Source organism: Haliscomenobacter sp., assembly GCF_041740695.1.
Classification (GTDB): domain Bacteria; phylum Bacteroidota; class Bacteroidia; order Chitinophagales; family Saprospiraceae; genus Haliscomenobacter.
Genome location: NZ_JBGSLK010000031.1, coordinates 1 through 5,970 on the forward strand (window position 1 = coordinate 1; position 5,970 = coordinate 5,970).

The 5,970-nt window shown below is 48.1% G+C and carries 1 protein-coding gene and 1 pseudogene; both read right to left on the minus strand.

The annotated features are described in order from the left end of the window. Positions 1–5,417 (minus strand): annotated as a pseudogene (locus tag ACEW9O_RS06850) (hypothetical protein); the annotation flags it as partial. Between the two features lie 165 nt (positions 5,418–5,582). Further along, positions 5,583–5,970 (minus strand): T9SS type A sorting domain-containing protein (locus ACEW9O_RS06855; protein ID WP_373549399.1); only part of this gene is annotated, 388 nt, incomplete at its 5' end.

Sequence of the window (5,970 nt, forward strand, 5' to 3'; positions counted from 1 at the left end):
GCTGGCAGCGGATCCAATTTGCCGTTGTTGTTGGTGTCGTAGCCTTTTTGGATGAAGCTAGCAGCGCAAGCATCAGGCACGTTGCGGCGAGCCGCAATCCAGGCCAGTTTGCAGTTGTCCCAGGAACCTTCGTCGATGTCATCAGCGCTTACCTGGGCATATCCATTGGTGTAACCGTTGGCATTGCTCAAGGTCACATGCAGGTCGTCATCACACTTCATCACAGGCGCAATCTTGTCCTTCACTTCAAACACGAAGCAGCACTTGGAAGTATTGTAGCAACCATCGAAAGCGTCAATCACCATCAGGTGCTTGCCTACTGGAAGGCCGATCATCATGCCGTTCATCACGGCGTAATCCACTTTGTCCCAGCAGATTTTATCTTTATCGCAGGCACCCAATTGGTACCCTTCATGGTCCCCTCTTAATTCACCCTGCTTGCCACAAAGCAAACAACGATCCTCACACAAGGGATCTTCGGGGCCTTCGTAAACGAGGATACCTTTTACATAACGATCCTTGGTGTACACACTCACGCTGATGTTACCCAGGGTGCAGTTGTCCTTGATTGTCACACCAAAGGCAGACTTGATCCCAGCAACCGTTACTGGAATGGCTGCAGTGCAATCCATTGGGCCAGTAGAAATATCGTAAGGAGCACCGTGTGCGTACTCACAAGTAGGCGCAGTGAAATCACCGATTTTGATCAGGATGTGGAAGGTATCAACGATACCACCCGCACACCAGTCAAACACGTACAGTTCGCGGTCGATCTTCACACCCTTGCCACCACAGATTGGGAACTCGGTGTCTTTGATTTGTACTGAGTAATTACACTCCACCTGATCGATGAACAAACAGCGTGGGTTCGCACTCGTATTGAAGTAGCTGCACACATAGGGCGTTACATCTTCCTTCTTGATCAAACTCTTATCTGGGGTACAGGAATTGTATTCCACTACCCGGTCGTATTTCCCGTCCCCAGGGCCGTTGAACACAAAGTCGTCAACCGCTGGACGAGTGAACTTGATTTTTTGTACATAGGAACTACGCATGCCGTTGCAATCCGTAGCCGTCCACTCCCGGGAGATCAGGGCGTAATACCCGCCATTGGTTCTCATCTCATCACAAGAGTAGAAAACCACTTTGTCGCTCCACTTCAGGGTTACCCGGCAACCACAAGTGTAGCAGTTGTCTTTGAAGTAAGCATAACCCAGGTTTTTGATGTTGTCAGAAACCGGACTTGGAGGGGCTAAACCCAATTGGCAGTTGTCGCCCGTTCCAGCCACACCTTCTGCGTTGTTGATCGTTTGGCTGCTGGTTGCAGCAGGACGTGGAGAGCTGGTAGCACCTACGTTGCCAACCGTCAGGCGATTGTTCAACACGTAGTTTACATCGTAGCAATCCAAAGTGAAATCAGCAGGAGCGCACACCAGCGCGGGTGCAGTTTTATCCTCAGCCGTTACTTTGCCCCAACAAATGATGTTGCCGAAGGTGTCAAACAAACCATAAGTCCAGACTCCTGCGCAGTCGATCAGATTGCCATTCGATGGATTGTTGTCCATCACGCGCACGGTGCCGCCATTGCAGTTCACATCTGAGACCAGATTGGCAGTTAAAGCAAACTGGCAGTTCGCATCGAGGCTCACTGTTACATCCTGGCAGCCACAATTGGCGACCTGGAAACGCTGGCTAACTGCTTGGACGCAGCCCGGATCGTTGGGGTTTTGGGCACCCGGAGCACCAGCATCAAAACTGTATGCCAAGGTATGTGAACCAGGAGACAAGGTCGCCGGGTTGATCGTCAGTGCCGTAGGGGCTGGGCTTGCCCCAGCCTGTGACACACCATCCAGAATAAAGGTACCCGTACCTGCAGCATTGTTGGCTACTGTTCCCGTTACAACAAATGGTGCCGCATTAGGCGCAACCAAGACTGGAAGACCCGTAAACACCGGATCAGGATAATAGCAGGTATTGCCAATGCTCAGGGTATCGCCCCGGCTATTCGTCACCGAAATGGTGTAACCCGCTCCGTCGCGGTGGTAACCTACCAGGTCGTATACACCGGTACCAACCCCGGTTTCAGGGATCGTATTGCCCGGTGCATAAGGATTATTTGCGTCACTGTCGCTGTACAAGCCACTTACAGCAACAATGGTCCAGGTTTGGCCGGAGGGGCTTTCAACCTGGACCGTTTCGCTGAAGGTACCTTCATTTGTAGTGCTTCCATTTGCAACTATGGGGGCATTGTTCACACAGGTACAAGGGTCCGAGATTTTGATTTCTTTAGCCCGGCATTCGATGATTGATACGGCTACGGATGGAAGGTCTTTTTCCACTTGTCCAGCCCCGTCTACATCGATGCTTTTTAATACAAAATCAAAAGTGCCTTCAGGCAAGTTGGTCAGTCTGATTGTGTCACCACTGGTGTAGTCTTCAATCAGCACATCTGTTCCATTGTAACTGATCACCAGATCAAAGGGCCCAGAAGGGCAACTTGCATCTACGATAAACTTGGCTTCATCGTCTGAACAAATTTCTGGTGTAGCCAGGGTAAAGTTAATGCTGGCTGGCGTAACCCCACCACCGGGTAAACTATTGAGCACTTGGCCCGTATTGTTCGTGATGTCGAAATTTTCGGGATCCAGGTCGTAAAGCGTTCCTGTATTCGTGGCAATGTCTGAAATAAGTGTTGCTGATGTATCTTGATTTTGTACGATAATTCCGTGGTTGGCAAAGCTGTTGCTTTGATCTACGATGGAGCCAGTTATTTCAATTAAGGCACAGAGACCATTGTTGAAGGCAGTTCCACTGTTTAAAATAGCAGTAGAATCGACATTGGTGATGACGATGTGGGAAGTAGGGCGGTTGTTGAATACCCCGGTACCTGCGTTGACAATCCCGCCACCAAAAAGCGGGCCTTTCTGGCCGATATTGATCAAACCACAGTTGTCAAATAATTTTGTGCTGTAAATTCCGGCTCCTCCAATACCAGTATCTCTGGCCATCCAGATTTCGCCGAAGTTGTAAACATCACCCGTATTGTGAATTCCATTTTTGCCCACAAAGTCGGCGTAAATTTTACCCGTGGCGCTGTTGCGGAGGTAAGCCTGATTCTCGATGCCATTGAACCCGATGGTATCCAGTTCAATGGTACCCTCATTGATCAGGGTGTCAGTATTGAGAATTGCGCTTCGACTACTGAATCCGTTCTTTGCCTTAAATTTTCCCTGTAGGAGATAATATCCAGCATTGGAAATTGAACTGGCATCTGCTTCCTCAATAAAAATATCTCCTCTTTGAAAAAATTGAGCACCACTCAGGTTGGCAATGATTGGAGCACCCGACGATAAATTTCTTCCTTTGATGGTGTAGTTCTTGTCGTGGATAAATGTTCCCGCATTTCTAATGACGTTCTTGGAGCCACCTAGAAACCGCAAATCAAAATTCGCTTGATTTAAAAAATAGCCATTGTTGACGATAAAAATGCCAATGCCTACTATTGTATTAGTCGACGAAGTGCTGAACAATAGGGTATCGGCATTGTAGAAGAGAGAATCCAAGCTACTGACGTCCAGGCCGGGAACCCCTTTGATTTCCATAAAATTGTAGTTGGCGATAACTTTACCACCTAAACCACTATCAATGTTCAATACCCCTCCGATTTGCCGAAATCTCCCGTAATTGGCGATGGCCCCAAATCCACTGTAGATGAACTCGTTCTCGCCTTCCAACAGCACATAGCCCGAGACGTCATTGTAGAACAAAGATTTACCCACCGCTTGCAAATACATTTTTGAACCAGGTTTCCCCAAAAACACACCCGTGTTGAACACACCGTGATTACCGGTATAGCTCGCGCGCAGGTCTTTGTGGAACTCAAAATAACCGTGGTTGACTACCGCCGCTGCGCCGAAGTCTGAAACAAAACCTCCTACGCCCTGAACGGAGATATTACCTCTGGAGATCAGGGTGTCTCCAGCACTGTTTTTGATGGATGGATTCCCTCCTCCACTATTCCCCGAAATGGTTCCATCATTGATCAAAATGGAATCATTGACAATGCCATCGTTTGTTCCGGTCAAGAAGCCAAGTGTTGCTCCTGTTTTGTTGTAAATTTTAAACTTGTTGTGTAAGGTAATGCCTTTGGATTCTTTGCCAGAAGTAGAGGTTCCTGCACCAAGGTATATATAATTATGATTTTCGATTACCCCGCAGTTTTCTACAGTCGTATAAATGCCCGGATCAACCCTTAGGGAACCTTTGTTAATGATCGTATCCCTCCAGCCATTGTAGAGTCTGGGTTTGTCTCCATCATTTCCTCCTGATCGAATAGCCATCGTCCCTTCGTTGACCACCACTGAATCATTGAGTAACCCGGTACCAAAACCGCCCTCAATGGTAAAGTTAGCCCCAGTACGATTGATCATCCGATGCAGGTTGCGTACGATGTAATCGGGAAAAGTATCTCCGGTGATGGTCAGGTTACCAGCACGGTTTTCGAAAGTCGCATGATTGACCAATTGCGCAGCTCTACCGCCCCAAATTTCAAAGGTGGCCTCATTGATGATTGACCCATTTGCACCATTCACTAGCCCGGTACCCGCTAAGGCACCCTGCACTGAAAAGGTTCCAGATTGGTTGTGAATTGTGCCCAAGTTGAAAATCCGCACATTCTCGCCGGAGCTTACCGTAAACAAGGAGTTGTTGGTGATCACCCCGGTAGCGTAATTGAGCACGGCAGTATCTACCCCCAAATCGACGTAAAAATTACCGTTGGTATTGTTATTGACCGTGCCATAATTGACCAGACGGTTACCAAAACCATGGCTCAGAGATACAGCTTTTTTATTGATGAACTGAGCCCCCAGTTTATTGACAAAAGCGTCATTGTACGCTGAATCCACCTTAAGGGTACCTTCGTTGGTCAAAATGCCCGAGTTGGTAAAGCCATCAGCGTCGCTGCCGACTACTTCCAAAACAGCGATTGAAGCAATGGTCAAAGATGCACCTGCCTCTAGCGTCACAGACCTTGCACCAGCTGTACCTGAAGCAATAACCGGGAAGTTGCCTGAGCCTGCAGATACATCAGGAATGATGACATGATCCCCTGTGGTTGAACCTCGTTGAGGAGGGATGCTCGGTGTACCACTCACCGTAGTCCAGTTGCCAGGGGTATACCAATCGGTACTTACGGCTCCAGTCCATTGCACCGTATTTCCAGCCAAGCTTGTGGAAGCTTTGAATGGTTTTGGCAAACTAGTGGGTAATGAACGAGCAACCGATATCGGCAAATGGGTGAGTAAACCCGGTGAGGTTTTAGGGGCAGCTGTGGATGGCCGAGGGGCTGCAAAAGCCCAAACAGACATAAATACACAGAGCACTACCAGTGCAGTGGAGCGTAAACCAAAGGTCATCTTATGAGAGTTATGATAAAAACTATGTAAAAGTAAATTTTACTTATAAGAAAACCAAGTATAAAAAATAGTTCTTATAAAATCACACTATCCTATAAAATTCAAGTGCAGCAGAAGAACTTGCTCCGGCTGCACTTGTTTCACTTATATTTAATCTTGGTGGCTTTATTCCAAAATCACCATCTTCTTAGTCGCCGTAAACTCTGTCGTTTCCAAAGTGTAGTACAACACCCCACTGGCACCCAATTGCTCCTTTTTCAAGGTCACTTGGTTGTTGCCCTTGGTGTAATTGCCTTCCACTTTGTAGATCAACGCACCTTTCACATCTCTCACCGTCAGTGTCCCTTTCGTCGCCTTTGGCAAGGTGAACCCAATCACCGTTTCATCGCTGAAGGGGTTGGGCGTGTTCTGACGCAGCTCGTAGGCCTCAGTGGCCTGGATGCCCTCAAAGTTCAAAGCGATCCCCAGGTTCTCATTGTGCTGGTCGTAGGCTTCGGGGGATACCACCCGGTTCAAATTCAAGGTGCTGCTCAACTTCGCATCCGCTTTCGCA